Raw genomic sequence first — 26928 nt, 5'->3', positions numbered from 1 at the left:
TACGTTCAGGGCAACCTGACACGAGGAGACGCATCATGAGCGATCAAGAAAAATACACCCCCCCGAAGGTCTGGACATGGGACGCAGAGAACGGCGGCGCTTGGGCGTCATTGAACCGTCCGATTTCGGGCGCGACCCACGACAAGGAATTGCCCGTGGGCGAACATCCGTTCCAGCTCTATTCCCTCGGCACGCCCAATGGCGTGAAAGTTACGGTACTGTTTGAGGAACTGCTGGAGGCGGGCTACAGCGATGCTGAATACGACGCTTGGCTCATCCGCATCGGCGATGGCGACCAGTTTGGCAGCGGTTTTGTAGAGGCGAACCCGAACAGCAAGATCCCCGCCATGTGGGACCGTTCCGGCGACACGCCCGTGCGCGTGTTCGAAAGCGTCGCGATCATGATGCATCTGGCCGAGAAGTTTGACGCCTTCCAAGGGCCTGCATCCGCCCGTGCCGAATTGCTGTCGTGGCTGATGTGGCAGATGGGCAGCGCGCCTTTCCTTGGCGGCGGCTTTGGCCATTTCTACGCCTATGCCCCCTATCCGATGGAATATCCGATCAACCGTTACGCGATGGAAACCAAGCGTCAGATGGATGTGTTGGACAAGCATCTGGAAAAGAACGAATGGATGGTCGGCGGCGAATACACCATCGCTGATATGGCGATTTGGCCATGGTACGGCCGCACGGTCATGGGGGATGCCTACGACGCCGGAGAATTCCTTTCCGTGCACGAATACAAGCACCTGCTGGCATGGGCCGAACGCATTGCCGCCCGCCCCGGTGCTGACCGGGGGCGGATGGTCAACAAGACCTCCGGCGATCCGTCCGAGCAGCTGTGGGAGCGCCACTCTGCCGAGGATTTCGCCACCAAGACCCAAGACAAGATCGGCTGATCGCGCCCCGCGCTTCGCCGCCCCGGTGGCGGAGCGCTTTGCACAGGTTCCGGGTTGATCGCTGCGCCGCCCCGTCCCAGGATCATCCCATGAGCAACCGTCTTTCCCTTGATACCCCCATCGGGCCAACTTGGATCGAGGCCGATGAACGCGCCATCATCGGCGCGGGTTGGGGCCGTGTGGATGCCCCCGCCGAGACCCCGCTTCTGCTTGAGGCGGCCGCAGAGTTGCGGGCCTACTTTGACGGCAAGCTCGTTCGTTTCACGGTGCCAATCCGCCACGGACGCACCGATGCGACGGGCCGCGTTTTGGACGCGATGCTGGCCATTCCCCTTGGGGAAACCCGCGAATACGGCGCCATCGCGAAACAGGTGGGCCTTCCCCCGCAAGCGGTCGGTCAGGCCTGTGGCGGCAACCACATTCCGATCCTGATCCCCTGCCATCGCATCTTGTCCGCCAAGGGCCTTGGCGGGTTTTCCGCACCAGGGGGTGTGGATACAAAAGTATGGCTTTTGCGACATGAAGGGGCGGCAGGTTTGCTGATCTAGCCCATAACTTGCACAATCTTTGCCTTTGCCCTCAATTATCCACAGGCGCGTCGGGCCAGGTAACCCGCGCCTCGCCCGCCGTCATTTCGCCCTTGGCTCGGTCGAACCGAAGGTAAGCGATACCCTGCCCACCCGCTTGGGTGTAGAGCGTCCCGGCGGGTTTTTCCCCGGCCAGAATCTCGGTCCCCGAGGGGGCCGTGCCTTCCACATCCACTGTGACGAAACCCTTTTTCAGCTCCGTCTTGTGCTTCATGCGGGCCGTGACCTCTTGCCCGACATAGCAGCCCTTCTTGTGGTCCACGCCTGCCAGTCGGTCAAAGCCGGCCTCCAGAATGTAGGTGTCGTTGGGCACCAGTTCGATCCCCGTCTCAGGCACGCAAGCGGCGACGCGGATGGCGTCCCAATCAATGCTCGGGTCGCCGCCTTCCACCCCGTACCCACGCCAGCCAAGCGCCGGGTCGCGCGGGTCCGCAAAAGTGCCCTCGGGCGCGTCGCCAAGGCCACGCGCAACCGATAGCCCGAATTCCTCGATCGTCACATCGGCGCGAAGGCGATACATCGACAGACGTTGCGCCACGGCGGGGGCAATCTCGGACTTCACATCCAGCAGCAGGTCGTCGCCCCGGTCGAGCAAGAAAAAATCCGCCAGATATTTACCCTGCGGCGTCAGCAGCGCTGAATAGGCCAGCCCCTCGCCCGCATCACGGGTCACGAGCCCCTTGAGGAAGCCATGGGCGTCCGCCCCCGACAGCCGCAACACTGTGCGATCTTCCGCCCGCTCACCGATCATATTCGCCTCCGTTGATATCTGATATCACAGCTAATCATCGCGCGGCTGCTGCGCAACATTGACCGACCCAAGGGCGCGGGATACGCCTGTCTCACCACCAGAAATCCGGAGCTTTCCATGACCCTTGCCAACGGCCGCCACTACCTTGCCATCCCCGGTCCTTCGGTCATGCCAGACCGCGTTTTGCAAGCGATGCATCGCGCCGCGCCCAACATTTACACGGGCCAACTGCCCGATATGGTCGCCACCATCGTGCCCGATCTGAAGGCCGTGGCAAAGACCAAGCACAACGTCGCCATGTACATTTGTAACGGCCACGGGGTGTGGGAAGCGGCCTTGGTGAACACCTTTTCTCGCGGGGATCGGGTCCTGGTCCTGGGCACGGGACGCTTTGGCACCGGTTGGGGCGACATGGCCCAAAAATTGGGCATCGAAACGCAGGTGGTGAATTTCGGCGATGACACGGACGTCGACCTGCCCACTGTGGCGAGCGTCTTGGCGGATGATCCCGATCACCTGATCAAGGGCATTCTTGTCACGCAGGTCGATACCTCTACCTCGGTCAAGAACGACGTGTTGGGCCTACGCGAGGTGCTGGACGCGGCGGACCACCCCGCGCTGCTGCTCTGTGACAACATCGCGAGCCTTGGGTGTGATGAATTCCATATGGATGACTGGGGCGTGGACGTGATGATCGCCGCTTCTCAGAAAGGGCTGATGACACCGCCCGGCATGGCTTTCGTCTACTTCAACGACCGTGCCGACGCGGCGCGGGAAACGGCCGATCTGGTCACGCCCTATTGGGATTGGCGCGGCCGGATCGAGCCCGATTATTTCTACGAATACTTCCTTGGCACCGCCCCGACCCACCACCTTTACGGGCTGCGCACCGCCTTGGACATGATCGTCCATGAAGAGGGGGTCGAGGCCGTCTGGAACCGTCACAAGGTTCTGGCCGAAGCAATTTGGGCGGCGCTGGAAGTTTGGGGCCAAGCGGGCCCTGTGCGGGCCAATATCACCGAGCATGAAAAACGCTCTCACGCGGTGACGCTGGTGAACTTCGGCCCCGGCAACGGGCTTAAACTACGGGAATGGATGGAAAAATCCTATGGCGTGACCCTCGGCATTCCGTTGGATAACGTCGATACGCCCGAGGATTATCTGCGGATCGGCCACATGGGCCACGTGAGTGCGCAGATGGTTTTGGGCGTCTTGGCGGGCCTGCAAGCGGGCATGACCGCGCTGCAAATCCCCCACGGCCCCACCGGGCTGGAAGCCGCGATGAAGGTGATCGCCGAGGCCGCCTAGAGCGCCTTCGGCAATGCCTCCGCAAAGATCGCCAGCGCTGTGTCCGGGGCGCAAGACACCCGGATGCAGCGATCTTGCGGGGCCACAAACGGCATCCGCACGAACACGCCTTGCGCGATAAGCGCCGCCACAACGGTACGGGCATAGTCTCCGTCTTTGCCGCAATCAATCGTCACGAAATTGGTGGCGGACGTCAGGGGTGTCAGGCCATTGGTCCGCGCGATATCACTGATCCTGTCACGGGCGGCGGCGATCTTTTCGACTGTGGCTTGAAGGTATGCCTGATCCTCTAACGCCGCCAAAGCCGCCGCTTGCGCCACCCGCCCCATGCCGAAATGGTTGCGGATCTTGGCGAAGGACGTGATGAAATCCGACGCTGCGATGCCGTAACCCACGCGCATCCCCGCAAGCCCGTAAGCCTTTGAGAACGTACGGAAACGGATCACCCGAGGGTGCGTTACGTCCAGCGGAGGAATTGCGCCCTCGGGGGCGGTATCTGCATAGGCTTCATCCAGCGCCAGAACACAGCCTTCGGGCAGGGTGTCGATCATCCGTTGGACCGCTTCTGCGGAATGCCAAGTGCCCATGGGGTTATCGGGGTTGGCGAAATAAATCAGCTTTGCGTCAACTTCCCGGGCTTTCGCGATCAACGCGTCTGGGTCTTCGCGGTCATCTTTGTAGGGCACTTTGTGCAGCACCCCACCAAAGCCCGCGACGTGATAGTTGAACGTGGGATAGGCGCCGTCCGACGTCACGACCGCGTCGCCCGCCCCCACAAAAAGCCGCACAAGGTAGCCGAGAAGGCCGTCGATCCCCTCCCCCACGATCAGGTTTCCGGGCGCTATGCCGTGATGGGCCGCAAGGGCGTGGCGCAGGTCATGAACCTCTGGATCGCCATACATCCAAGCGCCCGAGGCAGCTTGCGCAATGGCCTGCAACGCAAGGGGCGACGGGCCAAAAACGCTCTCGTTGGCGCCAAGACGCGCCTTGAACGATGCGCTCATGGCTCGTTCCTGCGTTTCAGGGCCCACAAAGGGGACGGTGGCGGGCAGGGATTGAACGAGGGCGGTATAGCGAGGATCAGTCATAGCGTCAGCGTTCGCGGATTTTTCCCCGCCCTGCAAGGGGATCGTTGGCCCATAGTGCCCGCCATGAAACAAACTCGACGCCAATTTCTTGTGATCAGCGCCGCCGCGACGACGGCGGCGCGGCTTGCTCCTACGCTTGCAGCACGCGCTGGCGGGGGCCGACGCGTGCTGACGCTTGTCTATGACAAGAGCTTGGGGATGATGCGCGCCATCGACAGGCTTGTGCCGTAGGCGCAGTGTTAAAGAGACGTGCCTTAGACGCAGTGTTTAAGTGACGTGCCGCAGCCGCAGCCGCAAAGGGTGTGTTTAGTAGTGATCCTCGGCCAGGTAGCGGGCGTTGACCCAACCGCGCGGGTGGCCGTTCCAGGTGACGGTGCACCAAGTCGCTGGCCCTCGAGAGGTCGAGATCTGTGCACAATGGCCGACCTGAATGGCACGGGCATTATAGGGCAAGTGGTAGACCACGTGGTTGCGAACACCGGGCCCGTGACGAACGTTCAGGTGATCGTGGGACGCCACGCCGTGCACACGGTAGTAGTCGGGGCCGTGTCCGTCGTTGTAGCCGCCACCGTGACCGCCTTGCTGCCCGTAGCCATTGCCATGACCGTTGCCGTAGCCATTGCCGTGGCCCTGACCGTGGTAATTCACGTTAACAGGGCCATAGCCCGTACCCGGCGCGTACCACGTCTGGACCGCGCCACCATTGCCGTAAGAGGTGTACCCATCGGCAGAGGCCGTGGAGGTTGTGGATGTCAGGGAAAGGGCTGCGGTGGCAGCAAGGGCGAGAGCTTTCAGGGTACGCATGATTTGGGGTCCAATTCGTGAAGGGGTATCAATGCCCTCATCATGGACGAAACGCCGGATTCGCCTCAATGGAGGTATTCCGTATGGAGGTTTTCCTACAGGCCAACGTCTTGCGCAAAGAAGGCTCGGCCGCTTCAGGAACGCGGGCGATCAGCCCCGTCGCCCTCCTCCGCCGGGGCCGCCACAAGAAACAGCCACAGGGCGAAGGTGCCGGCAATCGCGAAGAAAATCGCACCGCCAGTCGCCCCCAGAACCCGCACAATCGCGTGCAAGACCAAGTCGCCTATGTCGTGAATGCCAAAAGTGTCGACAAACCACCCCTGCCCCAGACTGAACAACCCCATGGCGATCAGCCAACACCCGACGCAGAGGAAGATGCCAAAGGCGCGCCTCCCCCAGTGCCGGAGTGTGGCCATCATGATCGTTACGCCACCTCGGCCAACCGGGCGAGGGCTTGCTTCAAGCGGGCTTCTTCCTCTTCCCGGGCGGCGAGGTTGGCTTTGGTTTCCTCGACCACCTCTGCCGGGGCGCTTTGCGCGAACTTGGGGTTATTCAGGCGCCCGCGAAGGCCACCCAACTCCTTGGCGAGTTTGCCAAGGGTCTTCTCAAGCCGCGCTTTTTCCTCGTCCACGTCGATGATATCGGCGATCGGCATCCCGAAGGTGCCACCGTCTACCGCGATGGTAACGGTGCCCTTGGGGAAGGCATCGGTTGGTGTGACCTCGGACAGGCGCGCGAGGCGTTGGATCATCGCCGCGTTGTTGCCGAAGGCAGTCTGACCCGCAGCATCCAGATCACTCTGCAACAGTTGCACCTTGAGGCCCGCAGGCACGTGCATTTGCTGACGCGCAGAGCGGATCGACTCGATCAGGTTGATAACCCAGGACATCTCCCGCTCGGAGGCATCGTCGATCAGGTCTTCGCCATATGTCGGCCAATCCGTGTGAACCAACATGGTGTCGCGGGGGGTGATTTCGCCCCACAGCTCTTCGGTGATGAAGGGCATGGTGGGGTGCAGAAGGATCAAGCATTGGTCGATGACCCAAGCCATCGTGGCGCGGGTTTCCGCGATCACCGCGTCGTCGCCGGACGCGAAAAGTGGCTTGGCAAATTCCAGATACCAGTCGCAGACCTTGCCCCAGACGAACTGGTACAGACCGCTTGCCGCATCGTTGAAACGGTAGTTGGCCAGCGCCTCGTCATGGGCGATGCGGGCCTTGGCCGTTTCGGTCACGATCCACTTGTTCACGGTTTGGGTCGGGGTCGTGGGGTCGAAATCCGCGTCGGGTTTACATTCGTTCATCTCGGCAAACCGCGCGGCGTTCCACAGCTTGGTGCCGAAGTTTCGGTAGCCTTGGATGCGGTCGGTGCTGAGCTTCAGGTCGCGCCCCATGGCGGCCATGGCAGTCAGCGTGAACCGCAGAGCGTCTGCACCGTATTCGTCGATCAGCTCCAACGGGTCGAGGACGTTGCCGATGGATTTCGACATCTTGCGGCCCTTCTCGTCGCGGACGAGGGCATGGACGTAGACGTCCCGGAAGGGGATGTCGTCCACAACGGCCAATTGCATCATCATCATCCGGGCAACCCAGAAGAAGATGATATCGAAGCCCGAAACGAGGGTTGAAGTGGGGAAGTATTTTTCCAACTCCGGAGTCTGCTCCGGCCAGCCGAGGGTGCCGATGGGCCAGAGACCGGAAGAGAACCAGGTGTCGAGGACGTCGGGGTCGCGGGTAAGCGCCTTGCCGCCCGCTTGTGCGACGGCGTCGTCCTCAGTGGCGGCGCAATATTGGTTACCGTCCTCATCATACCAAACCGGGATCTGGTGGCCCCACCACAACTGGCGGGAAATCGTCCAAGGCTCGATGTTTTCCAGCCAGTGGAAATACACCTTACGGTGCTGTTCCGGCAGGATTTTCGTGCGGCCAGATCGGACGGCGTCCAGGGCAGGCTCAACGATTTTGGCGGTGTCCACGAACCATTGGTCGGTCAGCATCGGTTCGATGATGACCTTGGAGCGGTCGCCGAACGGCTGGGTGATCGGTTTCGCTTCGACCAGTGGAACCTCCGACGGCTCCTCCGCTTCCGCGTCCTCGCCGCTTTTCTTCTTCGGTTTCAAGCCCAAGCGAGGGTCATCGGCGGCGCACATGACGGCGAGGCCCTCTGCGGTGATTTCATCAACCACACGTTTGCGGGCCTCGAACCGGTCCAACCCGCGCAGGTGGTCGGGGACGAGGTTAAGGGCATCGACCTCCATTTCGCCAAGGGTCGTCTCGCCGTTGGCAACGGACTGCGCGATGGCAGCAGCTTCGGCATAGGGTGCGCCGTCATCGCGCAGGTGCGCACGGGTGTCCATCAAGCGGTAGCAGGGGATGCCATTGCGCTTGGCGACGCCATAGTCGTTCATGTCGTGGGCGCCGGTGATCTTCACCGCGCCGGAGCCAAAGGCCGGATCGGGATATTCATCGGTGATGATCGGGATCAGGCGGCGGTGTTCCTTGGGACCGACGGGGATCTCGCAAAGTTGGCCGATGATGGCCTTATAGCGTTCATCATCGGGATGAACCGCAACGGCACCGTCACCGAGCATGGTTTCAGGACGGGTTGTGGCGATGGAGATGTAATCGCGCTCCTCGTCGATGAGGATCTCCCCATCTTCACCTTTTTCCAAATATCGGTAAGTCGCGCCATTCGCGAGGGGGTACTTAAAGTGCCACATGTGGCCGGGTTGGTCGATGTTTTCGACCTCCAAGTCACTGATTGCCGTCTCGAAATGCGGGTCCCAGTTCACCAGGCGTTTCCCGCGGTAGATGTAGCCCTTGTTGTACATCTCCACGAAGACCTTGATCACTGCGTCGTGGAAATTGCCGTCTTCGCCCTCGGGTGCGCCGGGCGCGCCAGACATGGTGAAGGCTTCGCGCGACCAATCACACGACGCGCCAAGACGCTTGAGTTGTTCGCGAATGGTGCCGCCGGATTTGGCCTTCCACGCCCAAACGTGGGCGAGAAATTCTTCTCGGGACAGGTCCTTGCGGGCAATGCCCTCTTTCGCCAGCTCGCGCTCTACCACCATCTGGGTGGCGATGCCCGCATGGTCGGTGCCGGGCTGCCAGAGCGTGTCGAAACCGCGCATCCGATGCCAGCGGGTGAGAACGTCTTGAAGCGTGTTGTTGAAAGCATGGCCCACGTGGAGGACGCCCGTAACGTTGGGCGGCGGGATCATGATGGAGAAGGGCTCGGCCCCCGGCTTGGCGTTGGCACCGGCTTTGAAGGCACCGGCGTCGTCCCATTTGGCGTAGATACGGGCTTCGGCTTCGGCGGCGTTGAAGGTCTTTTCCATGGGTCTCACCCTTTGTTCACTTAACGGGTGGGGTAGCCGATGGAGCGGGAGGTGTGAAGGGGGGATTGGGGGAGAGTTGACGGCGTCTGGCGGGGCGGGTGCGGTAGATCAATGGTAGATCGATTTAGGTAACGGCGCGAGGCAGGGGGCCAGCCCCCTTGGCGCATCCGGAGATGCGCTTACCCCCGCGATATTTTTGAAAAGATGAAGGAGGGGGTCAGGTCAACAGGTGAGCGATCTGCGCGGCGGCGGCGTTGAGTGCCCGGTCCGAGAGGTCGCCTGCGTCGATGGTGGCAATGGGCGGCGCAGTTTTGGAGCGGATCAGACGGGCGTAGGCGGGATCATAATGCTCGGCGATCAGGGCGTGGGCGAGGGCTTCGTTCTGGTTGGCGTCGAGGAGGGAGAGCCATTTTTCCACCGTTGCGTGACCCGCGAGGGGGCGGAGGTGGTTGAGGCGGGTCGTCAGGGCCGGCGCGTCGGCGGAGAGGTCCTTGTACGCCGTGGCCAAGAAGCGGGCGCGGTGGTGGGGAGCGGCCTCGACCTCGATCCGGGGGCTGTCCTTCATGGCGTTCCAAAGCGCGGGTGGCAGGCGGACGGTGCCGATGCGGGCGGACTCGGCCTCGATCAGGAGGGGTTTGGCGGGGTCGAGGGATGTGAGGGTTTCGAGAAGGGCCGTTTCAAATCCCTTTTGGGCAGGTTGGACGCCGTCGATATCGCCGAGGATGGAGCCGCGATGTTTGGCTAGGCCTTCGAGGTCCAGCACTTGCCCCCCGAGGCGGGCGACGCGGCCGAGAAGCTCGGTCTTGGCGGTGCCCGTGTAGCCATCGAGCCGGATCACTTTGAAGGGCAAGGTTGCGTCATAGAGTTGAGCGACCACGTGGCGGCGCCAGCTTTGGTAACCGCCTTCCAGCACCTGCGCCCGCCAGCCGATTTGTTGCAGGATCGTGGTGAAACTGCCCGAGCGTTGCCCGCCACGCCAGCAATACACCAGCGGTCGCCAGCCGCCTTCTTTGTGGAGGAGGTGTTCCTCGATCGCATTCGCCGCGTTTCGGGCCACGCGTGTGGCGCCGATCTTGCGGGCCTTGAACGGGCTTTCCTGCACGTAGATCGTGCCCACTTCCGCGCGTTCTTCGTTGGACAGCACGGGCATGTTGACCGCGCCGGGGACGTGATCCTCGGCAAACTCCGCAGGGGTGCGCACGTCGATGATGGTATCGAAGCCCTCGGACTGGAGGGTGGGGAGATCTGTCAGGGAATAGGCCATGAAGGGGGCTTAGGGGAGAATGGGGGCGGGGTCAAAGCGGGGCGCCTTTGGCGGGGCTGCTCAAGCTTGAGCAGGCCTGTAAGGTACTGTTCGCAAACAGTTTATCGTTTTTCGCTTCTTTGAGCATGGATATTTTGGGGGCCTTGCGATGCGGCAGGCCGGGATCAGCCCCCCGGTGGCTCTGGGCGTCTTCGCGCCTCAGGACACCTCAGGACACTCAGGGGGTCAGGTCAGAGGCGGACCAGTGAAACCCGGCCCCGATGAAATCCTGGGGAGAGCCGGCGCGGAAGGCGACATCGGCCATGTGGGTCAGAACAAGGCGTTCGACGTCTTCGGCCCCCAGTCGATACGCCACGCGCAGAAGGTTCTGATAATGCCACATCGCGTGGACAGCCCGAGGCGGGGTGGCCAGGGCCAGATCAAGGGCCGAAGCGCAGGCCCACGGGGCGTCCGCGACCGAGCGCACAGCGCGACGTTTCCTCGGCCACTTGTGCGCGCAGACGCACGCCCCCCCCCGGCGACAAGTCGGATTGCGCGGCCTCCAGAAGGGCATCGCGGCGCGTGTCGGGCACATCGGGGCCAAACATCGCCCCCCAGGCGTGGGAGGGTCGGTCAATGCCATCCAGCCACCGCGTGGCCGCCGCGACATCGCCAAGCCGGGCGCGCAGCTGTGCCAAGGCGCGGCGGGCGTCGTTACCCGGCCTAGAGCGCGGCGATATGCCGGCCTCGGCCCGCGCGAGGGCCGCGCGCACCTCGGCCTCAGGCGCTTGCGCGTCGATCAGGGCCTGCGTGGCGGCGATATGCGCGAACTGCCTTGAAAAGGCCGGGTCCGTTTGGGCGCTGGTATCCAGATCGCGGGCCATTTGCAGGGCCACGTCCGCCAGCCCAAGGTCGGCGACGGCGCGGGTGGTGGCCGCCATCCACCTATGATCGGGCCAAGGCTGTTCCTCGGCAAAGGCGGCAAAGGCGGTTTGCAGGTGCTCTGCCGCGCGGGCCGGGTCAGGTTCCACTGCTGCCGCCCGCAACAAGATGCGCGCATCGCCGCCACCGCCTGCCGCGCGAAACAGGCGCAACGCGCGGTCCGAGCCGATCAGGGCCATCACCTCGGTCGGGAGGGTGACGGGGGGTGTGTCCGTCGGCGGAAGGGCCGCGAGGACGTCAACCACCGCATCGGCGTTGCCAAGACGGGCGTGCAGTTCCGCCGCGTAGAGCATCTGGTAGATCCGCGGCTGTGCCGGGTCGGCCGTGGCAAGGCGCATGATCGTGTCCGCCATGTCAGCCACTGTCGCCAGCGCCTCGGGCGTTGGATCCGGGCGGGGCGGCAGGGGTGTGCCATAGGGGTTGCCGCCCAACAGCGACAGGGCGCTGATATAGAGCGTGCCACCGTCAGCACCCGGGGTTTGCGCGACGGCATCGGCCAGAGGCATGCCTGCGGCCAAGGCGTGGGTGACGCGGTGGCTGGCGACGCTCCGGCCCACCTCCGCCGCGGTTGGCTCGGGGGTGCTGCCGGTCAGACGGCCGCGCAGGGTTAGGGCCTGATCAAACCGCCCCATCGCCGCGAGCAGGTCGACCTGGTGCCCGTAGGCCGACGGGTCACGGCCGCGCAGGGCCAAAGCAATACCCACATCGGTGAGGCATTGCGCGGTTGGCGCGGCCACACAGGTGGCGACATCAGGGCGCGGTGGGCGGTCCAACGTGGCGCTGGCCAGCGGCAGGCATCCCCCCGCGATGGCCACCGCTGTGGCTATGCTGAGTTAAAGCGCGCTGCGGTTGCCCATGGGGCGCCCGAGCTTTCAGATTTCGCTGTTCATCTTGCGGAACCGTTGGATCAGCGAGGACGTATCCCAACGCCCGCCGCCCATCTGCTGCACCTCTGCGTAGAACTGATCCACGAGGGCGGTGACGGGCATCGACAGGCCCATATCCTTGCCTTGAGCCAGCGCGATCCCAAGGTCTTTGCGCATCCAGTCCACCGCAAAGCCGTGGTCGAATTCGTTATCCACCATGGTCCCTGCCCGGTTTGCCAACTGCCAGCTTCCGCCCGCCCCCTGGCTGACCAGATCGGCCACTTTCTTCGCATCAAGCCCCGCTTCCATCGCCAGATAGAGCCCTTCGGACACGGCCTGGATCGCCCCGGCGATGCAGACTTGGTTAACCATCTTGGTCAGCTGCCCCGCGCCCACGTCTCCGAAATGCACGGTGCCTTTGGAATAGGCCGCGATCACCGGCTTGGCGGCAGAGAAGTGGTCTTCCGCGCCGCCGCACATGATGGCGAGCTGCCCGCTTTCCGCCCCTGCCTGACCGCCGGATACCGGCGCATCGACCCAGCCGACGTTCTGCTTGGCCGCGACCTCGGCCAATTCACGGGTAACCAGCGCCGAGACGGTCGTGTGGTCCACGAAGATCGCGCCGTCCTTCATGCCAGCCAACGCGCCGTCCTCGCCCAAAACGACCGAGCGCAGATCATCGTCGTTGCCCACACAGGCCATGACGAAATCCGCGCCCTCAGCGGCTTCACGGGGCGTTTCGGCGAAGGTGCCACCGATATCGGAGGCCCATTGTTCGGCCTTCGCGGTGGTCCGGTTGTAGACGGTCACGGAATGGCCCGCGTTCAACAGGTGGGCTGCCATTGGGAAGCCCATCACGCCGAGCCCCAGGAATGCTAGTTTCGCCATCGTATCCTCCTGCTGGTTGCTTGGGGCGAACCTAACAGGGCGCGGGGCGGTGTCTAGCCGGACTCTATGTGGTGCCGTCGTGGGCCATGCGGGCAATATCCTCGGCCGAATAACCAAGCGTCGCCAGGATCGTCGCGGTATCCTGGCCCAGTTGCGGCGGCGGGTGAGCGACGGAAGGGCGGGTGCCGTCCAGTTGGAAACCTGCGGTGACCACATCAATGGCATGGTCCACGCCCGGCACCGTATCGAAATGGGTGACGAGGCCCCGGTCCGCCACCTGCGGATGGCGCAAGATATCCGGCACGCTGAGCACCGGACCAGCGGGGATACCGTGGGCGTTGAGTTCCTTCACCCAATGGGCGGCCGGTTTGCGTGTCAACGCGACCTCCAACTCGGCGCGCAGCGCGTGGCGGTTGGCTTTGCGATCTTCGCGGGTCGTGAAACGCGCGTCTGCGAGGAGGTCGGCACGACCGAGGAGAGGCGCGAGGGCTTGCCACTGCGCGTCCTTGTTGGCGGCAATATTCAGCGGCGCGTCCTGCGCCTGAAAGGTCCCCGAAGGGGCCGAGGTGGGGTTCTCATTCCCATGGGCCTGGGGCGAGGCCCCGCCGATCAGGTGGTTCGACACGACCCATCCCATGGTTGCCAGCGTTGCCTCCAACATACTGACATCAATGAAACTCCCCCGAGGTTGCGCGTTCAGCGCAGCGGTAATCGCCATCGCCGCTGTCAGCCCGCCCACAGTATCGCTGAGCGGATAGCCCACCCGCGTAGGCTCGCCGGTGCCGGTGATCGACATCACGCCCGAGGCCCCTTGGATGATCTGATCGTAGGCCGGGTTCGCGGCCCAGGGCCCGTCTTGCCCATAACCGGAAATCGCGCAGTAGATCAGGGCCGGGTTTTCCGCCCGCAGGGTCTCGTACCCAAGGCCTAGACGGGTCATGACGCCGGGGCGGAAGTTTTCCACCAACACATCGGCCGTTCGCACCAGCCGCTTCAGCGCCTCTTTGCCCGCGTCGTGTTTGAGGTTCAGGGTCAGGCTTTTCTTGCCCGCGTTCTGCGCCAGAAAGCTGATCCCCATGCCTTTGGCCGACAGCGTGGCAGAGGCCCCAAGGTTCCGGGCCAGATCGCCCCCTTCCGGGTTCTCGACCTTAATGACCTCGGCCCCCAGATGGGCCAGTTGGTGACAGGCAAAGGGGCCTGCCAGCACATTGGTCAGATCGAGAACGCGGATGCCCGAGAGCGGCTTAGTCGCCATCGGCCACGCCCTTGGCCCGGTTCCGGGCGCGCGCCGCGCGGAAGGTGGGCAGCATCACAAGGAAGGCGGCCAGAACCAGAAGGCCAAGGGTCATGGGGCGTTCCAGGATGAAGCCCAAGCCTTGGTAAAGCTGCATGGAGCGAGAGAAGTTATCTTCCAGCATCGTGCCCAGAATGAACCCGATCAGCAGAGGTGCCAGCGGGTAATCGGCAAAGCGAAGGATGGTGGCAATCACCCCAAAGCCCACAAGGATCAACAGCTCGGTCGCGTTGTTTTGGCCGATATAGGCCCCCATCAGGGTGAAGAATAAAATGAACGGGATCAGATAGTTGCGAGGGATCGCGAGGATTTTCGCGATGTAAGGGATCAGCGGCAGGTTCAGCACCAGCAGCACCAGATTACCGATATACATCGAGATGATGACGGCCCAGAACACCTGCGGCTCGTCCACCATCAGGCGCGGCCCCGGCGTGACGTTCAGGGCAATCAAAGCGCCCAAGAGGATCGCCGTGGTGCCTGATCCGGGTATGCCGAGGGTCAGCAGAGGCACGAAGCTGCCCGTGCAGGCCGCGTTATTGGCGGTTTCCGGCGCGGCGAGGCCTTTGATGGAGCCTTTGCCGAACTCTGCCTGTTCCTCTTTCGTGGCAAGGTTACGCTCTACCGCGTAGCCAAGGAACGAGGCGATCGTGGCCCCTGCCCCCGGCAAAACGCCGATGAAAAAGCCCTGGATCGACTGGCGCCCAATGACCGGCGCGATGGCGCGGGCCTCGGTGCGGTTGATGCGCAGGTTGTCGATCTTGCCCGAGCTGTCCTCTTCCCCGCCTTGGGACGAGCGCATGGGATTCATCACCAGAAACAGCGCTTCCGGCAAAGCGAACATCGCCATGGCCAGCGTGATGAAGGAAAAGCCCGACTGCAGGTCAAGGATGCCCGCGGTGAAGCGTGGCATGGCGGCCAAGGCGCCCTCGCCCACGGTGGCCATCATCAGGCCCAGAAGGGTCATCATCACGGCCTTGCCCACCTGCCCCGTGCCCGCGAAAGCGGCGATGGCAGAAAGGCCCACAACCATCAGTGCGAAATATTCGGCCGAGTGGAACAGCAACGCCACCGACGACAGCATGGGCGCGAACACCATCAGCAAGATCGCCCCGATGGTCCCCCCCATGAACGAAGAGATCGCGGCGATGGTCAGCGCTTTGCCCGCTTGCCCTTTTCGGGCCATCGGATAGCCATCGAAACTGGTCGCAACGGTGCCCGCGACCCCCGGCGCGTTCAGAAGGATGGACGAGGTCGAGCCGCCGAAGATGGCCCCGTAATACACCCCCGCCAGCAGGATCAGCGCCGCGGTCGGGTCGCCCAGGGTGATCGCCACGGGGATCATGATGGCGATGATCGACATCGGCCCCAGGCCCGGCAACATGCCGATAAAGGTGCCGATGATGCAGCCGAAAATGACCATACCAAGGTTGAACGGGTTAATGGCCGTTTGCAGGCCGATCAAGAGTCCTTCAAGCATTACTTTTCTCCCCTCAGGCCAAGAAGAACGGCCAAGGCCGCAGGAAAATGCCAAGGACCTCTTGCACGAGATACCAGACGATAAAGGTGGCAATCCCCGCCACGGGGATCATGACGTGGAACTTCCGCTCGCCCAGAACAAAGCTTCCGGCGATCAGGAAAAGCGTTGTGGCGGCGATGAAGCCCGCCGGGCGCAGGGCCAGGGCATAGACCACCATGAGGACGAGCAATCCGATGGCTTGGCCGGTGTTGTAGTCCTGCAAACGGCGGTAATTGATATCGGTGGCGGAGGGCTCTTTCTCCTCGCCCTGTTTCTCGAGGCCAAGCACGACAACCAATCCGGTCAGAATGCCCGCGATGGCGAGAATTTTCGGAAACGTCGAGGGCCACACCGGGTTGCGCTGCATGAACGGCGGCAAAAGGTGGTCCATCGTAAAGAAAGCTGCGTAGCCGTAAGCACAGCACATGCCCACGAAAATCAGCGCGATCCAGCGATCGAGCGCCATGGTGTCCCCTCCCGGTATGTTCTTGTGTGTGATCCCGGGCCAAGGCCGGGGCCGCCGCGCAGGGCGCGGCGGCAAGGCTGTTCCTTAGAGGAAGCCCAATGTACGCATCAGGTCGCCGATTTGCTGTTCCTGGTTTTCCAGGAACGTCTCGAAATCGTCGCCGGGGTTGTGGATGTTCACCCAACCGTTTTGCGCACGAACGGTTTCCCATTCAGGCGTGTCGTACATTGCAGCGATTGCAGCACGCATGTTTGCAACGGTCTCATCGTCCAGACCCGGAGCGGCGAAGAACCCACGCCAGTTGACGAATTCCACATCGATGTCCTGCTCCATCATCGTGGGCGCGTCGGCATAGGCATCCACACGCTCGGGCGCGGTCACGCCAAGGATGCGCACTTCGCCTTGCTCGGCCAATGTCACGGCCTCGGAGAAGCCGGTGGAAAGCGCCTGGATCTCGCCGGACAGAAGGCCCGCCATCGCCGCGCCGCCCGCGTCATAGGGGATGTAGTTGAAGCCGGTGGGGTCTTCGCCCGCTGCTTCCATCGCCATGGCCGCGACAAGGTGATCCATCCCGCCGGGAACCGAACCGCCACCAATGGCGAAAGCCGTGGCATCGGTTTGGTAGGCAGACACGAGGTCAGCCATGGAGGTCAATTCGCTGTCCGCAGGCACAACCAAGGCGGCGTAGTCACCGATGGTGCCCGCCACAAGCGTCAGATCACGGAACGATTGAGGGAACACACCGGTCAGGGACCGGATGACGATGGGGGTAGAGTTCACCATCATCGTGTTGCCCATGCTGTCGGCGTTTTCGATCATGTGGGCAATCGCCACACCGCCGCCGCCGCCGGACATGTTCTCATAAGAAGCAGAGCCGACAAGGCCAGCGCCGGTCAGCGCCTCGCCCGTGCCACGGGCTGTGCCGTCCCAACCACCACCGGCGCCGCCGGGGATCAGGAAGTGAAGTTCGTCCAGCACCTGGTGGCCATCGGCCTGCGCTGCACCAGACATTGCCACCATTGCGGCGGCCGCGGTCATCATGACCCGACGCGAAAGTTTCATTGGTAATCCTCCCATTTGACAGGCAGTCGTCTGCCGCCCATTGCTAGAGGGTGGCAGACGAAGCTGACACAAGCCTGACATGGGAAGGTTGCGGGACGGATGCGGTTCTTACTCGTTGAAGATAATGAAGAATTAGCCGACAGCGTGGTGCAGCGTCTGGGGCTGGATGGCCATGCCGTGGATCATGCGGGCACGCTGTCAGAGGCCGAGGACTGCCTGGCCGTGGCGGAATATGACCTGATTCTGCTCGACGTGATGCTGCCCGATGGCGATGGCCGCGACAGGCTGACGCGCTGGCGCGACCGGCTGCAAACTCCGGTGATCGTGCTGACCGCCCGCAGCCAGATTTCCGACCGGGTGGGGGCGTTGGACCAAGGCGCCGATGATTACATCACCAAGCCCTTCGACTTCAGCGAGCTGGAGGCCCGCTGCCGCGCCGTACTCCGCCGCCGGGGCGGGGCCGCCAAGAACGAGGTGGCCCTGGGGGATGCCATCTTCGACCCCACCGCGGGCACGCTGCGCGCGGGCGGCGCGGTGGTGGACCTGCGCAACCGGGAGATCCGACTGCTTGAGGTCTTCGCCCGTAATCCCGGCCACATCCTGTCAAAATCGCAACTGATGGATCGGCTGTTTTCCCACGACGCCGACGTGACGGAGAACGCGATCGAGGTCTATGTGGGCCGTCTGCGCCGCAAGTTGGACGGCGTTGGCGTGAAGATCGAAACGGTCCGTGGGGCGGGCTACCGGATGACCCCATGAGCGGATCGGCCCATGCCCGCGGCGTGCGCCCTGGCTGGAGCATCGCCCGCAAACTGACCCTGTTTCTGGCAGCGATCGTGGCGCTTCTGGCGCTTATCAGCTGGGGCATGGTGACCTCTTTCGCGCGCGAGGCGGCGGGGCGCACCCAGGACAACGTGCTGGAGGCATCGGCCACCTCGATTGCAGAAACGCTGCGCTCGGAAGGGGGGCAAATCCGCCTGGAACTGCCCTATGCCGCCTTTTCCATGTTGGGCGCGATCAGTGAGGACCGGGTGTTCTACCGGGTCGCCGCCGGAGAGGAAGTCCTGACCGGCTACGCGGATCTGGAGGGGCCGGAGGTCGCGCCGGGAGAGGTGCAGTTTCGCACCCTGAGCTACCGCGGTGCGCAGGTACGGGCCGTATCGGTCATGCGGGTGATCTTAAGCGACGGCGTGGCGGTCCCCGTGACCGTGACCGTGGCGCAAACCCGCGACGGGGTGCGAAACATCGCGGCGGGCCTGTCACGGCAGGCGGCGGCATTGTCGATGGTGGTGTTCCTACTGGCGGTTGGGATGTCGGCCATCGCGGTGCGGTCATCGCTGCTACCTCTCAACACCATGGCGCAAAACGTGGCGACGCGCGGCCCCTCGGACCTGCGCCCCTTGCGCAGGCGGGGCCCGCCCGAGTTGATGCCGCTGGTCCACGCCCTCAACCGCCTGATGGAACGCCTTGGCGGGTCCATGAAACGGTCCGAGGATTTCATCGCGGAAGCCGCGCACCGGGTGCGCACCCCCTTGGCGATTGTGCGCACTCAGGCCGAGATCGCCCTGCATTCGGTGACGGAAGACGGGCAAAAGCAAACCCTGCGCAGGGTCATTCGGGCGGTCGATGATGCGTCGCGCTCGGCCTCGCAATTGCTCGATCACGCGATGGTGTCGTTCCGCGCCGACGCCCTGGCCCGCGAACGGGTGGATTTGCCAAGCCTTGCCAGCGGCGTGGCCGATACGCTGCGGCCCACGGCAGAGATGAAGGACATCGACATCGCCTTGACCCTGAGTGCGGGAACTGTCGAAGGGGATGCGATCTTGCTGCAAAATGCTCTTCGAAACGTGCTGGACAACGCGATCAAATACTCGCCCGCCGAGACCATCGTGCGGGTGGATGTGACCAAACAGGGGGACGAAGCGCGGATCGTGGTTCGTGATGAGGGGCCGGGGTTCGGGGACGGGTCCGCGGCGCATCTGACCGAGAGGTTCAGGCGCGGCGCCAAGGTGGAAGGGATTGTGGGCTCGGGCCTTGGGCTGACCATTGCGGACGAGGCGCTACGTGCCCACGGCGGCCGGCTGGAGTTGGGACTGGCAGAGGGAGGTGGCGCATGTGTTTTCCTGATTTTACCAGCAGTCTGAAGGGTTTGCTGAACGGCCTGCTCCTTGCTGCGTGCTTCGCCGGAGGGGCTGCGGCGCAGGACTTCGAGATCGAAGACCGTCGCGAATATCCCGGCACCAGCGAAACGGTGCTGCGGGTTATCTCGACCGCTGATCTGGATGTGTTCGAGCCGTTCCTGGCTCGTTTCCAGACCGAGAATCCGCAGGTGGGGATCGACTATGTCGTCGCCTCCTCGGCTGAAGTGCACCGGGCTGTGCGCGGCGGGGCGGTGTTTGATCTGGTGCTCTCGTCTGCGATGGACCTGCAATTCACCCTGGCCAATGACGGGATTGCGCAGACCTATTCCAGCAATGTGACCCAAGCCTTGCCAGATTGGGCGCGCTGGAATGACAGGCTTTTTGCCTTCACCGCCGAGCCCGCCGTGATCGTTATCAACGATGCCCTGTTCAACGGCCTTCCGCTGCCGCGCACCCGCGCGGAGCTGGTGACGCTGCTGCGCGAGCACCCGGACCGGTTCGCGGGGCGTTTGGGCACCTACGATCTTCATGTGTCGGGCCTTGGCTACCTTTTCGCGACCCAAGAGGCGCGATCATCGGACGCCTATTGGCGATTGACCGAAGTGATGGGGCGGCTGGACGCGCGGCTGTATTGTTGTTCTGGCCAGATGATCGACGACGTGGCCAGCGGAGAATTGGCGTTGGCATACAATGTCTTGGGCTCCTACGCGGCGCAAAGGTTGACGCGGGTGGAAGGGCTTTCCGTGCTGCCGCTGGAAGATTTCGCCAACGTCATGCTGCGCACGGCCCTTATCCCGACCACGGCGACCGAGGTGGCAGCGGCGGGCGCGATGCTGGACGCGTTGCTGCGCGAGGGCATGGGCCAAAGCGCTGCCCGGCCCATCTTGCCGCCCCTGCAAACGCGCGGAGAGGCTGACAGTTCTCCGTTCGGGCCGATCCGCTTGGGACCGGCCCTGATGGTCTACCTCGACCGGTTGAACCGCGAGAGCTTCCTTGCCGCCTGGGGCGCGGCGATGGAGCAGTAGAGGCTCAGGCCACCGCTGCCAGAAGCGCCGCGTTGCCCCCCGCCGCGGTGGTGTCGATGCAGGTGTGCCGTTCGATCGTGAGGCGCGGCGTGGGGTCGACCTCCATGATCAGCGGCAGGATCGGCCCATCCATCGCGGCCAGTGCGATCCGATAGGGCTGCGCCTCTGTCGCGCTGCCCCAGTAGATCACGGCGTCAAACGGGGGCAGCTCGGCCAAGGCGGCGGGGGCAAGATCGGGCGCGATCACCGGCGCGCACCCCGTTGAGGTGGCAAACTGGGCCTGAGCGCGCGCCGCCCCCTCCCCCGGTCCGAGGCAAAGCACACGGCCCCGAGGATGGGTTGTCAGGCGGTTCGCCTCTCCGGTGGGGCCGGGCAGATCGACGGTGGCAAGCACCTGATCTGCCGCTACCGCAACGCGGGTATCACGGGCCGCTGCCGCCACATCCGAGGGCACGCCCGCATGTCCCGCGCCCATAAGCGCACGGCAGAAACGCGGCACATAGGACGGCCCGCCGGCCTTTGGCCCGGTGCCGGAAAGGCCCTGTCCGCCAAAGGGTTGGCTACCTACGATGGCGCCAATCTGGTTGCGGTTCACATAGAGGTTGCCCGCCTTGATCCGCCCCGTGACGTCGGCAATCCGGTCGTCAATCCGCGAGTGGATGCCAAACGTCAGCCCGTAGCCCGTGGCATTGATCTCGTCGATCACACGGTCCAGATCACGGGCCTTGAAGGTGGCGACATGCAACACCGGGCCGAAGATTTCCTCGGCCAGATCGGTGATTGCGCTGACCTTGATAGCGGTGGGGGCAATGAAGGTGCCTTTGCTTGGCGCCGTGCCTTCATGAAGGATGCGGCCTTCGGCCCGGGCGGCGGCGATATGCTTGGCGATACCGTCTTGAGCGCGGGCGTCGATGACGGGGCCAATATCGGTGGCCAGCGGCCAAGCGTTGCCCAGGGAAAGCTCATCCATCGCGCCGTAAAGCGCCTTGAGGAAGGCGGGGGCGATGTCTTCCTGCACGTAAAGGCAGCGCAGGGCAGAGCAGCGTTGCCCGGCCGAGCGGAAGGCGGACATGACCACATCCTTCACGGCTTGTTCGGGCAGCGCGGTGCTGTCCACGATCATCGCGTTCAGCCCTCCGGTTTCCGCAATCAGCGGCGCGGAAGGCGCAAGGTTTGCGGCCATCGCCCGGTGGATTGCCTGTGCCGTCGCGGTGGAGCCGGTGAAGGCCACGCCGTCAATCAACGGGTTGCTGGTGAGCGCCGCGCCCACGCTCGCGCCTTCGCCCGGCAGCAATTGCAGGGCTGTCTTCGGAACGCCCGCTTCGTGCAGCAAGGCAACGGCGCGGGCCGCGATAAGCGGCGTTGACTCCGCCGGTTTCGCCAGCACCGCATTGCCCGCCGCAAGGGCCGCCGCAATTTGGCCGGTGAAAATGGCCAAGGGGAAGTTCCACGGGCTGATACAGGTCATGCGGCCCAAAGCGGGGTTTTTCAGATCGGCAATGCGTGCCGCGTAATAGCGCATAAAATCAACGGCTTCGCGCAGTTCTGCCTCGCAATCGGGTAGGGTTTTCCCGGCCTCACGGGCCAGCAGGGAAAACAACTCTGCCGTGTGCGCCTCATAGAGATCTGCGGCCTTGTTCAGGATCGCGGCGCGGTCAGAGGCATCCCACGGCTCTGCTGCGGCGATGGCTTGCGCGGCGTCTTCGGGCGTGGTCAGGCGCACCTGGCCCACGATGTCGCTGGGGTCGGCAGGGTTGGTGATATCCAAAACCTCGCCCGTGCCGGTGCCCGCTTGCCATGTGGCCTCGCGGAAGGGCGCACGGTCCGCGTCCAGTTTGGCCAGCGTCTCTGGGTCGGCCAGATCAACGCCATGGGAGTTCGCCCGCTCAGGCGCGTAAAGCGCACCGGGCAGCGTGACGGGCGTGGCGGGACGATCAAGGGTAATGAAGGGATCTTCGGCAACCGCCTCAGGGGGTGTTTCCTCATCCATGATCTTATGCACAAAGGACGAATTCGCCCCGTTTTCCAGCAAGCGCCGCACCAGATAGGCGAGCAGGTCGCGGTGCGCCCCCACGGGCGCGTAGATCCGACAGCGAGAGCCGTTGCCGCGATGCACCTGGTCATGGAGCGCCTCGCCCATGCCGTGAAGGCGCTGAAATTCAAACGCTTGCGGGTCGTCGGCCATCTCGATCACGGCGGCGACGGTATGGGCGTTATGGGTAGCGAACTGCGGATAGATGCGGTCGGTGCGGTCCAGAAGCTGCCGCGCACAGCTAAGGTAGCTGACATCGGTGGCGGCCTTGGCAGTATAGACGGGGAAGCCCGGAAGGCCCGCGACTTGGGCACGCTTGATCTCGGTATCCCAATAGGCGCCTTTCACCAGCCGCACCATGATGCGGCGGTCGTGGGCCTCGGCCAAGGCGTAGAGCCAGTCGATCACCGGGGCGCTGCGTTTGCCGTAGGCTTGCACCACAACGCCGAAACCGTCCCATCCGGCCAGGGACGGATCGGACAGAACCGCCTCGATCACATCGAGGGAGATATCCAGCCGGTCGGCCTCTTCCGCATCAATGTTGAACCCCATCTTGGCGGCTTTCGCAGCTTGGGCCAGCTCCAACACGCGGGGCACCAACTCGGCCAGAACACGGTCGCGCTGCGCTTCTTCATAGCGGGGGTGCAGGGCCGAGAGCTTGACGGAGATACCGGGGTTCTCGCGGATATCCTCGCGGGTGGCGTGTTTGGCCAGATAGGCGATGGAATCGGCGTAGGCCGCGTGGAAGGTGTCGGCCTCTTCGGCGGTAACGGCGGCCTCGCCCAACATATCATAGCTGAAGGTATAGCCCTCGGCCGCGCGATCCCGGCCCCGCTTCACGGCACTGGCGATGGTCTCGCCCAGAACGAACTGATTGCCCATCTCTTTCATCGCGCGGCGGGTGGCGGAACGAATGACCGGCTCGCCCAAACGTTTTACCGCGCCTTTCAGGGTTCCCGCGATGCCTGCGCCGTCCTCATCGGACAAGACCGCACCGGTCAGCATCAACGCGAGGGTCGAGGCATTCACCAGCCCCGATTTCGACTTGCCCCGGTGGCCGGACCATTCCGCGGGCACGATCTTGTCTTCGATCAGCGCATCGACGGTGGCGTCATCGGGCACACGCAACAGCGCCTCGGCCAGACGCATCAGGGCCAGACCTTCGGCTGTCGAAAGGCCATATTCAGCCAGGAAGACCTCCATCAACCCGCCGCGATCCTCGGCCCGGATGTCGGCCACCATGCGCGTGGCCCGAGCAGAGGCCGCCTGGCGGGTGTCGCTACTGATCGGATGGGCCTTGCAAAGACGTGCCAAGGCGGTGGCGTCGTCTTCCAGGTAGGCTGTGGAAATGGCTTGGCGGAAGGCAGAAAGATTGGACATGGCACGCAAACTCCGGCGCAGGGTTGATAAACCCATGTAGCAGATGCAAGGAAGTCGAATTGCCCGAGTATCGCCCGCGTGATACCGTTTCGGACCAAAATAATAGTGGAAATCAATCAACATGCCTCTCCCGCCGCTAGAAGACAGTGACCTTGACCAAGCCGACATGCGAATCCTTCGGGTGCTGGCGGCGGACGGTCGTATCCCCGTAACAGAATTGGCGTCGCGCGTGGGCCTGTCCAAGACGCCGTGCCAGACCCGCATGAAACGCCTGCAAGAACAGGGCTACATTCAAGGCTTCCGCGCGATCCTTGATCCCGAGCGGCTGGGGCTGGCCCATGTTGCCTTTGTCGAGGTCCGCCTGAGCGACACGAGAGAGCCCGCCCTGCGCGCCTTCAACGATGCCGCCCGCGCCGTACCCGAGATTGAACAATGCCATTTGATCGCCGGGGCTTTCGACTATCTTCTCAAGGTGCGCTCCACCGACATCGCCGATTATCGCCGCGTGTTGGGCGAAGTCATCAGTCGCCTGCCCCACGTGGCGGCCACCTCTACCCATGTGTCGATGGAGGCGGTGAAGGACGGAAACGGCCTTGGTTAATCGCTGCGACCATACAGACGTTCACAGAGCTTGCGTTTGTCCCGCGGGCGCGTAAGCGTGCGCCAAAGACCGTGCCCAATTGGGCCCGAACAATCAGGAGGACGCATATGGTGAAAGCGGCATTTGACACGACACCAACGCGCGACAGCTACGACGTGGTGATCGTAGGCGGCGCAATCATGGGGTCGTCAACGGCTTGGTTTCTGACGGAAAATCCGGACTTCAACGGCTCGGTTCTGGTGGTCGAACGCGACCCTAGTTACGAGCTGTGTTCAACTGCCCACACCAATAGCTGCATGCGGCAGCAGTTCTCGACCGAGCTGAACGTGCGCATCAGCCAGTTTGCCGCCGATTTTGTGAAGAACATCCGGGCCCGCATGGGCAATGATGACCGCATCCCGGACCTGTCGATCCGTTCTTTCGGCTATCTCTATCTGGCCGATACCGAAGACTTCGCCAACGTCCTGCGCAACAACATCAAGGTGCAGCACAAGGCAGGCGCTGCCACACGGTTGCTGAGCGCCGATGAGATCAAGGCCGCCTATCCATTCTATAACGTCGACGACATTGTTCTTGGCTCCATCAATACCGTGGACGAGGGCTATTGGGACGGTGCCGCCGTGTTTGATTGGTGGAAACGCCAAGCCCGAGAGCGCGGCGTTGAATATGTCGCCAACGAGGTGGTGGACATGACCCGCGATGGCGGGCGCATCAGGAGCGTGACCCTGAAATCCGGCGAGGTGATCGCCTGTGGTCACGTGGTCAACGCCTCTGGCCCCCGTGCCGCACGCACCGCGAAGATGGCCGGGATTGACGTGCCGGTAGAGCCGCGCAAGCGCTATTCCTGGGTGTTCAAAGCGGAAACCCCGCTGGACCGTGACCTGCCGCTGACCATTGACCCATCGGGCGTGCATTGCCGCGAAAACGGCGGCGGCACCTATCAGGCGGGGGGCCATACAGACGTTGACCCGGCGGTGGATTACGATGATTTCACGATGGACCACGGCTTTTGGGAGAACCACGTCTGGCCCATCCTTGCCACCCGCATCCCGGCATTTGAGGCGGTGAAGGTGCAATCTGAGTGGGCCGGGCATTATTCCGTCAACACGTTGGACCACAACGCCATTCTTGGCCCGCACCCAGAGGTGGAGAACTTCATCTTCCTCAACGGGTTCTCGGGCCACGGGTTGCAACAATCCCCTGCCATGGGCCGCGCCACTGCCGAGTGGCTGGCCTACGGAGAATTCCGCACGCTGGACATGGGCGCGTTCTCTTACGACAGAGTCCTGCGCAATGCTCCGATCATTGAGACCGCCGTTATCTAAGAGGCTAGAAATATGCTTGAGAAAATCGTCCTAACCGGAGCCGCCGGCCGCTGTGGTTCCCTCCTCCGACCCGCGCTGGCTGCGATGTGCAAAACCCTTGTGAGCACCGACATCGTGGACAGTGTCGAAGGGCTGGCCGCGAATGAAACCTACGTGAAGGCCGATCTGGCCGACTACGACGCGATTGCCGCGTTGATGGACGGCGTCGAGATGGTCGTGCATTTTGGCGCAATCGTGGATGAGGGCCCGTTTGAGGAACTTCTCGGCCCCAACTTCATCGGCTCTTACAACATCTGGGAAAGCGCCCAGAAAGCGGGCGCGCGGCGGATTGTCTATGCGTCCTCGATCCACGCCGTGGGGATGCACCCGCGTCAATCTTATATAGGAACGGATGCAGAGCACCGCCCCGATACGTTCTACGGCCTTGCCAAGTGCTTTACCGAAGATCTGGGCCGGATGTATTGGGAAAAGCGCGGGATCGAAAGCGTCCACTTGCGCATCCTGTCTTGCGCCCCGGTCAAGAACGCCCGCGCCTTGGGCACATGGTTAAGCGACGGCGATCTGGTGCGCTTGGTAGAACGGGCGGTTGATACGCCGACCACGGGCTTTGCGGTGATCTACGGCGTATCGGACAATGACCGCGCCCCGGTAGATAACTCCAAGGCGGCTTTTCTGGGCTACAAACCCCAAGACAACGCCGAGCAATTTGCTGAGGACATCCTTGCCAATGAAGGCGCGGGCGATCCGACAGATGTATCGCAGATGGTCCACGGCGGCCCCTTCGGCACCGTCGCATTAGGCCAAGGCGGCGCATCGGCGGCGGCCAAGGGCGACGATTAACGCAAGCTACTGCGCGGCCGTGTCGTTCTTATTTTGTTGAACAATGCCGCGCAGAGCCAACGTCGGCTGAGAGACCTTTTCCTCCGCGAACTGACATCTGGTCAGTTGCCATTGTCCGTCAATCTGACACATCGTGCACAGGCCAGTGTAGGCCTGTTGCACGATGCCGCTTCTGTCGATCAACTTGGTCTCATGCACGGCGCGGATTTCATCAGGCCCCACGAACTGCGCGACGGAACACGTCCGTTTCACCTCGACGATATCGAGGTCGTGCTGGCTGTCATGCAGGCCATTAAACACAAATCGAAGTACTTCTGGCGTATCCACCGTCCTTTCGCCTTCAAATGTCTCAAGCACCAGGGGCAGATGAAAGAAGGGCAAGAAGCGGCTGAAATCACCTAGAGTGATTGCGTCGCTATAGGCATCGAGAATCGACTTGTAGATCGTGCGGGCAAGGTCATTGTCATGGATCACGAACGCACCTTCGCTAGAGTCTTCTTTCATCCCGGGTCTCAGTTCGCCGGCATTCG

At 63.1% G+C, this 26928-nt stretch carries 25 protein-coding genes; 10 read left to right on the top strand and 15 right to left on the bottom strand.

What is annotated here, in order from left to right; all coding sequences use genetic code 11:
- Positions 1-35 precede the first annotated feature (35 nt).
- Together yghU and AADW23_RS08260 are read left to right on the top strand one after the other, a co-directional pair.
- Entirely contained in the window at positions 36-899 is an 864-nt protein-coding gene (gene yghU / locus AADW23_RS08265; RefSeq protein WP_341864031.1) for a glutathione-dependent disulfide-bond oxidoreductase, read from the top strand.
- A gap of 89 nt (positions 900-988) precedes the next feature.
- Entirely contained in the window at positions 989-1447 is a 459-nt protein-coding gene (locus AADW23_RS08260) for a methylated-DNA--[protein]-cysteine S-methyltransferase (protein ID WP_341864030.1), read from the top strand.
- 31 nt (positions 1448-1478) lie between these two features.
- Here the strand turns inward: AADW23_RS08260 and AADW23_RS08255 are convergent, their stop codons facing one another.
- Positions 1479-2237 (bottom strand): folate-binding protein, encoded by a 759-nt coding sequence (locus tag AADW23_RS08255; protein WP_341864029.1) that lies wholly within the window; start codon positions 2235-2237, stop codon positions 1479-1481.
- Between the two features lie 117 nt (positions 2238-2354).
- On the opposite strand from AADW23_RS08255, the gene AADW23_RS08250 reads away from it, so the two are divergent.
- Positions 2355-3545 (top strand): aminotransferase class V-fold PLP-dependent enzyme, encoded by a 1191-nt coding sequence (locus AADW23_RS08250; protein WP_341864028.1) that lies wholly within the window; start codon positions 2355-2357, stop codon positions 3543-3545.
- Here the strand turns inward: AADW23_RS08250 and AADW23_RS08245 are convergent.
- A complete protein-coding gene (locus tag AADW23_RS08245) occupies positions 3542-4633 on the bottom strand; it encodes a pyridoxal phosphate-dependent aminotransferase (protein ID WP_341864027.1) in 1092 nt (363 codons plus the stop codon). The two genes, AADW23_RS08250 and AADW23_RS08245, sit on opposite strands and share 4 nt — an antisense overlap.
- 63 nt (positions 4634-4696) lie before the next feature.
- Here AADW23_RS08245 and AADW23_RS08240 point away from each other — a divergent pair, with 63 nt between their 5' ends.
- Positions 4697-4864, top strand: a complete 168-nt coding sequence (locus AADW23_RS08240) for a Tat pathway signal protein (RefSeq protein ID WP_341864026.1) — start codon at positions 4697-4699, stop codon at positions 4862-4864.
- A gap of 75 nt (positions 4865-4939) precedes the next feature.
- On the opposite strand, the gene AADW23_RS08235 is transcribed toward AADW23_RS08240, so the two are convergent.
- The 11 genes from AADW23_RS08235 to AADW23_RS08185 form a co-directional block, all read right to left on the bottom strand.
- Positions 4940-5437 carry a hypothetical protein gene (locus tag AADW23_RS08235; protein ID WP_341864025.1) on the bottom strand — a complete coding sequence of 166 codons (498 nt, stop codon included), beginning with the start codon at positions 5435-5437 and terminating at the stop codon, positions 4940-4942.
- A 134-nt stretch (positions 5438-5571) separates the two neighbouring features.
- The gene (locus AADW23_RS08230; protein WP_341864024.1) at positions 5572-5856 is read right to left on the bottom strand and encodes a hypothetical protein; all 285 of its coding nucleotides are present in this window, start codon (positions 5854-5856) and stop codon (positions 5572-5574) included.
- 5 nt (positions 5857-5861) lie between these two features.
- Positions 5862-8777 carry a valine--tRNA ligase gene (locus tag AADW23_RS08225; RefSeq protein ID WP_341864023.1) on the bottom strand — a complete coding sequence of 972 codons (2916 nt, stop codon included), beginning with the start codon at positions 8775-8777 and terminating at the stop codon, positions 5862-5864.
- Between the two features lie 217 nt (positions 8778-8994).
- Positions 8995-10041, bottom strand: coding sequence for a tRNA 2-selenouridine(34) synthase MnmH (mnmH, locus tag AADW23_RS08220; protein WP_341864022.1), 1047 nt, complete (start codon positions 10039-10041; stop codon positions 8995-8997).
- Positions 10042-10258: 217 nt separating this feature from the next.
- Positions 10259-10507 (bottom strand): hypothetical protein, encoded by a 249-nt coding sequence (locus AADW23_RS08215; protein WP_341864021.1) that lies wholly within the window; start codon positions 10505-10507, stop codon positions 10259-10261.
- Positions 10461-11777: a hypothetical protein gene (locus AADW23_RS08210; protein ID WP_341864020.1), complete on the bottom strand. Its 1317-nt coding sequence runs from the start codon at positions 11775-11777 to the stop codon at positions 10461-10463. Before AADW23_RS08210 ends, AADW23_RS08215 begins: the two co-directional genes overlap by 47 nt.
- 57 nt (positions 11778-11834) lie before the next feature.
- Complete coding sequence (locus AADW23_RS08205) at positions 11835-12716, bottom strand: NAD(P)-dependent oxidoreductase (protein WP_341864019.1); 882 nt, start codon at positions 12714-12716, stop codon at positions 11835-11837.
- 64 nt (positions 12717-12780) lie between these two features.
- On the bottom strand, positions 12781-13971 hold the full coding sequence (locus AADW23_RS08200; RefSeq protein ID WP_341864018.1) for a CoA transferase: 1191 nt from the start codon (positions 13969-13971) through the stop codon (positions 12781-12783).
- Positions 13961-15487 (bottom strand): tripartite tricarboxylate transporter permease, encoded by a 1527-nt coding sequence (locus tag AADW23_RS08195; RefSeq protein ID WP_341864017.1) that lies wholly within the window; start codon positions 15485-15487, stop codon positions 13961-13963. Before AADW23_RS08195 ends, AADW23_RS08200 begins: the two co-directional genes overlap by 11 nt.
- 13 nt (positions 15488-15500) lie before the next feature.
- On the bottom strand, positions 15501-15992 hold the full coding sequence (locus AADW23_RS08190) for a tripartite tricarboxylate transporter TctB family protein (protein WP_341864016.1): 492 nt from the start codon (positions 15990-15992) through the stop codon (positions 15501-15503).
- 84 nt (positions 15993-16076) lie between these two features.
- Entirely contained in the window at positions 16077-17054 is a 978-nt protein-coding gene (locus tag AADW23_RS08185) for a tripartite tricarboxylate transporter substrate binding protein (RefSeq protein WP_341864015.1), read from the bottom strand.
- A 99-nt stretch (positions 17055-17153) separates the two neighbouring features.
- Between AADW23_RS08185 and AADW23_RS08180 the strand changes: the two genes are divergently transcribed.
- The 3 genes from AADW23_RS08180 to AADW23_RS08170 are packed head-to-tail and all read left to right on the top strand — an operon-like array spanning position 17154 to position 20220.
- Positions 17154-17813: a response regulator transcription factor gene (locus tag AADW23_RS08180; protein WP_341864014.1), complete on the top strand. Its 660-nt coding sequence runs from the start codon at positions 17154-17156 to the stop codon at positions 17811-17813.
- Positions 17810-19198 carry a sensor histidine kinase gene (locus AADW23_RS08175; protein ID WP_341864013.1) on the top strand — a complete coding sequence of 463 codons (1389 nt, stop codon included), beginning with the start codon at positions 17810-17812 and terminating at the stop codon, positions 19196-19198. Before AADW23_RS08180 ends, AADW23_RS08175 begins: the two co-directional genes overlap by 4 nt.
- A complete protein-coding gene (locus tag AADW23_RS08170; protein ID WP_341864012.1) occupies positions 19168-20220 on the top strand; it encodes an ABC transporter substrate-binding protein in 1053 nt (350 codons plus the stop codon). The genes AADW23_RS08175 and AADW23_RS08170 overlap by 31 nt, the downstream gene beginning before the upstream one ends.
- Before the next feature lie 4 nt (positions 20221-20224).
- On the opposite strand, the gene putA is transcribed toward AADW23_RS08170, so the two are convergent.
- Positions 20225-23632 carry a bifunctional proline dehydrogenase/L-glutamate gamma-semialdehyde dehydrogenase PutA gene (gene putA, locus AADW23_RS08165; RefSeq protein ID WP_341864011.1) on the bottom strand — a complete coding sequence of 1136 codons (3408 nt, stop codon included), beginning with the start codon at positions 23630-23632 and terminating at the stop codon, positions 20225-20227.
- A gap of 121 nt (positions 23633-23753) precedes the next feature.
- On the opposite strand from putA, the gene AADW23_RS08160 reads away from it, so the two are divergent.
- The 3 genes from AADW23_RS08160 (at position 23754) to AADW23_RS08150 (ending at position 26398) form a co-directional block, all read left to right on the top strand.
- Positions 23754-24233: an Lrp/AsnC ligand binding domain-containing protein gene (locus AADW23_RS08160; RefSeq protein ID WP_341864010.1), complete on the top strand. Its 480-nt coding sequence runs from the start codon at positions 23754-23756 to the stop codon at positions 24231-24233.
- A 107-nt stretch (positions 24234-24340) separates the two neighbouring features.
- Entirely contained in the window at positions 24341-25558 is a 1218-nt protein-coding gene (locus AADW23_RS08155; RefSeq protein WP_341864009.1) for an FAD-binding oxidoreductase, read from the top strand.
- A gap of 12 nt (positions 25559-25570) precedes the next feature.
- Entirely contained in the window at positions 25571-26398 is an 828-nt protein-coding gene (locus AADW23_RS08150; protein WP_341864008.1) for an NAD(P)-dependent oxidoreductase, read from the top strand.
- 6 nt (positions 26399-26404) lie between these two features.
- Here AADW23_RS08150 and AADW23_RS08145 read toward each other — a convergent pair whose 3' ends face one another.
- Positions 26405-26902 carry a hypothetical protein gene (locus AADW23_RS08145; RefSeq protein ID WP_341864007.1) on the bottom strand — a complete coding sequence of 166 codons (498 nt, stop codon included), beginning with the start codon at positions 26900-26902 and terminating at the stop codon, positions 26405-26407.
- Between the last annotated feature and the right edge of the window lie 26 nt (positions 26903-26928).

Source organism: Gymnodinialimonas sp. 57CJ19 (assembly GCF_038396845.1).
Classification (GTDB): Bacteria; Pseudomonadota; Alphaproteobacteria; order Rhodobacterales; family Rhodobacteraceae; genus Gymnodinialimonas.
Note: the sequence above shows the minus strand (reverse complement) of the source record. Positions and strands in the feature narration are given on the sequence as shown.

What these genes read in the sequence shown, in the direction of transcription:
- yghU (WP_341864031.1), top strand. Translation starts at nt 36, where the DNA reads ATGAGCGATCAAGAAAAATACACCCCCCCGAAGGTCTGGACATGGGAC.
- AADW23_RS08260 (WP_341864030.1), top strand. Translation starts at nt 989, where the DNA reads ATGAGCAACCGTCTTTCCCTTGATACCCCCATCGGGCCAACTTGGATC.
- AADW23_RS08255 (WP_341864029.1), bottom strand. Translation starts at nt 2,237, where the DNA reads ATGATCGGTGAGCGGGCGGAAGATCGCACAGTGTTGCGGCTGTCGGGG.
- AADW23_RS08250 (WP_341864028.1), top strand. Translation starts at nt 2,355, where the DNA reads ATGACCCTTGCCAACGGCCGCCACTACCTTGCCATCCCCGGTCCTTCG.
- AADW23_RS08245 (WP_341864027.1), bottom strand. Translation starts at nt 4,633, where the DNA reads ATGACTGATCCTCGCTATACCGCCCTCGTTCAATCCCTGCCCGCCACC.
- AADW23_RS08240 (WP_341864026.1), top strand. Translation starts at nt 4,697, where the DNA reads ATGAAACAAACTCGACGCCAATTTCTTGTGATCAGCGCCGCCGCGACG.
- AADW23_RS08235 (WP_341864025.1), bottom strand. Translation starts at nt 5,437, where the DNA reads ATGCGTACCCTGAAAGCTCTCGCCCTTGCTGCCACCGCAGCCCTTTCC.
- AADW23_RS08230 (WP_341864024.1), bottom strand. Translation starts at nt 5,856, where the DNA reads ATGATGGCCACACTCCGGCACTGGGGGAGGCGCGCCTTTGGCATCTTC.
- AADW23_RS08225 (WP_341864023.1), bottom strand. Translation starts at nt 8,777, where the DNA reads ATGGAAAAGACCTTCAACGCCGCCGAAGCCGAAGCCCGTATCTACGCC.
- mnmH (WP_341864022.1), bottom strand. Translation starts at nt 10,041, where the DNA reads ATGGCCTATTCCCTGACAGATCTCCCCACCCTCCAGTCCGAGGGCTTC.
- AADW23_RS08205 (WP_341864019.1), bottom strand. Translation starts at nt 12,716, where the DNA reads ATGGCGAAACTAGCATTCCTGGGGCTCGGCGTGATGGGCTTCCCAATG.
- AADW23_RS08200 (WP_341864018.1), bottom strand. Translation starts at nt 13,971, where the DNA reads ATGGCGACTAAGCCGCTCTCGGGCATCCGCGTTCTCGATCTGACCAAT.
- AADW23_RS08195 (WP_341864017.1), bottom strand. Translation starts at nt 15,487, where the DNA reads ATGCTTGAAGGACTCTTGATCGGCCTGCAAACGGCCATTAACCCGTTC.
- AADW23_RS08190 (WP_341864016.1), bottom strand. Translation starts at nt 15,992, where the DNA reads ATGGCGCTCGATCGCTGGATCGCGCTGATTTTCGTGGGCATGTGCTGT.
- AADW23_RS08185 (WP_341864015.1), bottom strand. Translation starts at nt 17,054, where the DNA reads ATGAAACTTTCGCGTCGGGTCATGATGACCGCGGCCGCCGCAATGGTG.
- AADW23_RS08180 (WP_341864014.1), top strand. Translation starts at nt 17,154, where the DNA reads ATGCGGTTCTTACTCGTTGAAGATAATGAAGAATTAGCCGACAGCGTG.
- AADW23_RS08175 (WP_341864013.1), top strand. Translation starts at nt 17,810, where the DNA reads ATGAGCGGATCGGCCCATGCCCGCGGCGTGCGCCCTGGCTGGAGCATC.
- AADW23_RS08170 (WP_341864012.1), top strand. Translation starts at nt 19,168, where the DNA reads ATGTGTTTTCCTGATTTTACCAGCAGTCTGAAGGGTTTGCTGAACGGC.
- putA (WP_341864011.1), bottom strand. Translation starts at nt 23,632, where the DNA reads ATGTCCAATCTTTCTGCCTTCCGCCAAGCCATTTCCACAGCCTACCTG.
- AADW23_RS08160 (WP_341864010.1), top strand. Translation starts at nt 23,754, where the DNA reads ATGCCTCTCCCGCCGCTAGAAGACAGTGACCTTGACCAAGCCGACATG.
- AADW23_RS08155 (WP_341864009.1), top strand. Translation starts at nt 24,341, where the DNA reads ATGGTGAAAGCGGCATTTGACACGACACCAACGCGCGACAGCTACGAC.
- AADW23_RS08150 (WP_341864008.1), top strand. Translation starts at nt 25,571, where the DNA reads ATGCTTGAGAAAATCGTCCTAACCGGAGCCGCCGGCCGCTGTGGTTCC.
- AADW23_RS08145 (WP_341864007.1), bottom strand. Translation starts at nt 26,902, where the DNA reads ATGAAAGAAGACTCTAGCGAAGGTGCGTTCGTGATCCATGACAATGAC.